At 48.3% G+C, this 4,750-nt stretch carries 4 protein-coding genes; all 4 read left to right on the top strand.

The genetic code is table 11. From position 1 onward, the window contains the following. A partial coding sequence (pyk, locus tag DBO31_RS07280) for a pyruvate kinase (RefSeq protein ID WP_150824818.1) occupies nucleotides 1–1,581 on the top strand: 1,581 nt, incomplete at its 5' end. 23 nt (nucleotides 1,582–1,604) lie between these two features. Continuing rightward, entirely contained in the window at nucleotides 1,605–2,405 is an 801-nt protein-coding gene (locus DBO31_RS07285) for an MBL fold metallo-hydrolase (RefSeq protein ID WP_150824819.1), read from the top strand. A gap of 563 nt (nucleotides 2,406–2,968) precedes the next feature. Next, entirely contained in the window at nucleotides 2,969–3,121 is a 153-nt protein-coding gene (locus DBO31_RS09465) for an ESPR domain-containing protein (protein ID WP_234995432.1), read from the top strand. Between the two features lie 76 nt (nucleotides 3,122–3,197). Continuing rightward, a partial coding sequence (locus DBO31_RS07290; protein WP_369907365.1) for a YadA family autotransporter adhesin occupies nucleotides 3,198–4,750 on the top strand: 1,553 nt, incomplete at its 3' end.

Genomic DNA, 4,750 nt, shown 5'->3' on the forward strand with positions numbered 1-4,750 from the left:
AAACTAGGCATCCCGGTTGCATTGCTCCTCGATACGAAAGGCCCGGAAATCCGCCTGGGCAAATTTAAGAATGGTTCGATCATGATGGAAGCCGGCAATGACTTTATCTTGACGGCCCGAGATGTAGATGGCGATGAAACCATTGCCTCCATGAACTATAAAGAATTACCGCGGGACGTCAAAGCCGGCGACCACATTCTCTTATCAGACGGTTTAGTCAACTTAGAAGTTGTCAGCGTCGAAGGCGAAGACATCCATACGAAGATTCTCAACAGCGGCAAGATGAGTAATCGCAAACGCGTTGCCGTACCGGGCATTGCTATTAATTTGCCAGCTGTTTCCGAAAGCGATGCCGACGATATAGAATTCGGCTGCCGTATGAACATGGACTGGATCGCAGCTTCCTTCATCCAGCGCGGCAAAGATGTCCTGACGATTCGCAAGATTTTGGAGAAACACGGCAGTCATATGAAGATTGTCTCTAAAATCGAATGTCAGACAGCTGTCAACAACATCGACGACATCATCAAGATGAGCGACGGTATCATGGTTGCCCGCGGTGACCTCGGCGTCGAAGTACCTGCTGAAGAAGTGCCGATGCTCCAGAAAGTCCTCATCCACAAATGCCAGACTGCGGGCAAGCCGGTCATTACGGCTACGCAGATGCTGGAATCTATGTGCAATTACCCGCGTCCGACCCGCGCCGAAACGAGCGACGTCGCCAATGCCATCTTCGACGGTACGGACGCCATCATGCTCAGCGGTGAAACGGCTGGCGGTCTCTATCCGGTAGAAGCTGTTGAAACCATGGCCCGCGTCGCTGTCTTTACGGAAAGCAACTTCACGCCGAAAGCATATGAAGACGCCAGTTCCGAATCGACGTCAACGACTGAATCCATCGGCAAGGCTGTCGTCAAGATTGCCAAAGACCTCCACGCTGCCGCTATCATCGCCTCGACCGAACGTGGCGGCACAGCTCAGATGATTTCTAAATTCCGTCCGGACTGCTCCCTTATAGCCGTATCGCCGCATGAAGCCATTGTCCGTCGATTGCAGCTCAACTGGGGCGTCCAGGCTGTTATCGGAAAAGAAGCCAGCGATACCGATGCTGTCGTCGATAATGCCATCTTTGCAGCTCTCGACAACGACCTCATCAAAGCCGGCGATCTTGTCGTTCTTACAGCCGGTGTTCCCGTTGCTACAGCCGGTTCGACCAATATGATCCGCGTACAGGTCGTTGGTGACGTCCTTCTCCGCGGTACCGGTATCGGCCGCAATTCCGCTATTGGAAAAGTCTGCATCGCTGAATCGAAAGAAGACCTGGAAAAGAACTTCAGCGACGGCTGCATTCTCGTCCTCCGTTCGGCTTGTGCTGACTTTGCAGACTATATGAAACGGGCCAGTGCCATCGTCTCTGAAGAAGCCGGACTCACCAGCGAATCGGCTATCGTCGCCATTACCCTTGGTATTCCGACTGTCGTCAGTGCAGCTCATGCCTCAGACACACTGGAAAACGGTGAAATTGTCACTGTAGATGCCAGCCGCGGCACCATTTTTCGCGGCGAAGCAAACGCACGGTAGTAAATAACCGGGGAGGGCTGATAATGAATCTGACAATCTTAGGGACGGGAAATGCGACGGTGACTCATTGTTATAATACGTGTTTTGTCCTCGATGAAGGTGATCAATACCTGCTCATCGATGGCGGCGGCGGGAACGGTCTCTTGCAGCAGCTGGAAAAGGCTCATTTGCGCTGGCGGGATATGCGGACGGTCTTTGTCACGCACAAGCACATGGACCATCTTCTGGGGATCCTCTGGCTCATGCGTATGATGTGCCAGTCCTGGCGGCGCGGGACCTACGATGGCGAAGCCATCATCTACGGTCACGAGGAAGTCGTTTCCCTGTTGCACGCGATGGGAAACGCCCTGCTGTCCTCGAAAGACAGTGCTTTCCTCGATGACCGCCTGCATTTCGTTACGGTATCCGATGGGGAGACACAACAGCTTATTGGCCACGACGTGACCTTTTTCGATATCCGCTCGACGAAGGCCAAGCAATTCGGCTTTTCCCTGCAGCTCTCTGATGGTAAACTGACCTGCTGTGGTGATGAACCGTATCAGCCTTGGGAAGAAGGCTATGTCCGGGACAGCAAATGGCTCCTTCACGAAGCCTTCTGCCTCGATGCTGAAGCGCATATCTTTCATCCCTATGAAAAGCACCATTCCACCGTCAAAGACGCCTGTGAAACGGCGGCCCGGATGGGGGTACAGAACTTGATTCTGTACCACACGGAAGACAAGGACCTGACCCATCGCCGCCAGCGTTACTATGATGAAGGACACCAATATTACCAGGGGAATCTGTACATTCCCGATGATTTGGAACTTTTTCGGAACCTGTAAAGAATTTATAAGAATACTATGATGAAAGCAGACCTCAGGGTCTGCTTTTTTGGTACGCCCGGAATGGGCGCACTTTAATGGGTGGAAGTCCTTGGGCCGTCTGGTAGAGGAAAGGCCATAGCTAAGAGCAAGGGTGCCCATCATCAAAATATTGTAAAATATCTCTTTTTGGGGATACTAATTGAAATATAATATTTAACAGAATATTTATTCATAAAACATAAGAATATAAAAGGATTTAAAAATATATAAATATTAAAGAATATCAGCGCATAGATGATGCGCTGATATTCTTTTTTTTGCTATTTTGTATCAAATACAGTTCGATTTATTTTTGCAACTAAAAATCAAAATAAGTGAATATATAGTGCATAATGTACCGTTTTAACGTGAAAAATATCAGCATATTGTTATGATAAACTTATCCTAGTCTTACGAAAATATGAGGAAATATGTTGTGAAATAGAAATATAAATGATAAAATGAAACAAAACATATGTATGAGATAATAAAGTAAAATAAAATAAATTTACTTTATTAATGCATATTTATTTAAAAAGGAGGTGATTAGATTGAATAGAATTTATAAGATTATATTCAATCGATCTAAAGGGCAATACCAGGTAGTTTCAGAACTGGCAAAAAATGGCGGGAAAGGATCTGCAAAATCGTTATTGAGAACGATTGTCGGTTATCGGGGGGGGGGTATTTACTAGAACGGTATTAACCGCGTTATTGATGTTTGGGAGTGCCTATAGTGTCCAGGCTGCGAGTGTCCATGACGGTGACTTGTTGAATGGTGGAACTAATATTACGGTAACGAAAGATGATGGAACCAATACGATTACTATATCGGCAGATGGTGTGGCGACCACTACAGAATTGAATACGGTAAAGGCTGTTGTACAGAAGAATCAGGATGATATTGCTGGAAACACTACAAAGATTAGTGAAAATGCTGACAATATTACCGCTAACAGTACCGCAATAGCTAACAATAAGGCCGGAATCAGCCAGAATTCCAATGAAATCCAGCAAAATAAAACAGATATTGCAGTGAACAAAAAGGCAATTGCAACTAACAGCGGAAAAATCGACAATAATACGGCCGATATTACAGAGCTAAAAAATGTAAACTCTGCATTGGGACTAGACAAAACGAAACCGGGAATGAAGTACTTCCGTGCTAATTCTACAGGAGAAGACGCTGAGGCTGCGGGAAAAGATGCTGTTGCCATTGGAGTCAGTGCAAAAGCGAATGGTACAGGCTCGGTTGCGCTGGGCGATGATGCCCGGTCTGCTTCCTCGGCTGGAAACAGTATTTCCATTGGCCGGAAAGCTATCAGCGGCTCCTTTAATGGTATGACCGCTGACGGTGACAGTTCCACTGTGGTCATAGGCGGAGGAAAATCCAGCATATCTATCGGTGATGCGGCCAATGCCCGGGGAAATTCCGCTATTGCACTAGGTGATGGAGCGACAGTTTATAATGATGGGACCAATGCCCAGCTCAACAGCAGCAGCGTGGCAATTGGAACTGAGGCCAGTACGGTTGCTTCGAATCATGCAATTGCGATGGGCAATAACGCTGGTGTAACGAAAAATAGTCATAGTGCCGTGGCAGTGGGAGACAGTGCAAAGGCCGGTGCAGAAGGTGCTTTGGCCTTTGGCAAAAGTGCAGCTGCTTCCGGTGTAGACAGCATGGCAGCTGGAACAGAGGCTGCAGCGACTGGAGCAGATGCCCTGGCTGTGGGTAAGAGTGCGCAAGCTAGTGGGACCGATGCCGTTGCTATTGGGAACGGAGCCGCTGCTGGCAGCAGTGCTTCTGTGGTTTTAGGTAAAGATGCCAGTGCCAATGCCGTCCGGTCTGTCGTACTTGGTCCTGACGCAGGAGTGGGTATGGTAGGGGACGTATTAGGAGCGAAAGGATCCCATGTAGTCATTGGAGACGGTGCCGGCAACAATATTGACGGACAACAGAATATTGCAATTGGATATAAAGCGGGAAGTGATGTCAAAAGCGATCATAATGTAGCCATTGGCTCTGAAGCTGGGACAAATATCGGATCAGGCGGAAACACATCGGAAGGAAAAAATGTCTCCATTGGTTATCATGCCAATAAAAACGATTCCGCTGTATCACGGATTCAGTCTACGGCCCTTGGCAGTGAGACAAACGCTTCTGATGACGCTGTAGCCGTAGGCTATCAGGCCCAGGCGAATGGAAATGGATCTACGGCAGTTGGGTTTAACGCCCAGGCTGTAGATGCAGCCAGTGTGGCTTTAGGGCAGGGAGCACAGGCTTCTGGTGGGAATGTTGCCATCGGCAATGATTCCGTAGCGAA

It is taken from the genome of Megasphaera sp. DJF_B143 (assembly GCF_900320625.1).
Lineage (GTDB): Bacteria > Bacillota > Negativicutes > Veillonellales > Megasphaeraceae > Megasphaera > Megasphaera hexanoica.

What these genes read in the sequence shown, in the direction of transcription:
- DBO31_RS07285 (WP_150824819.1), top strand. Translation starts at nt 1,605, where the DNA reads ATGAATCTGACAATCTTAGGGACGGGAAATGCGACGGTGACTCATTGT.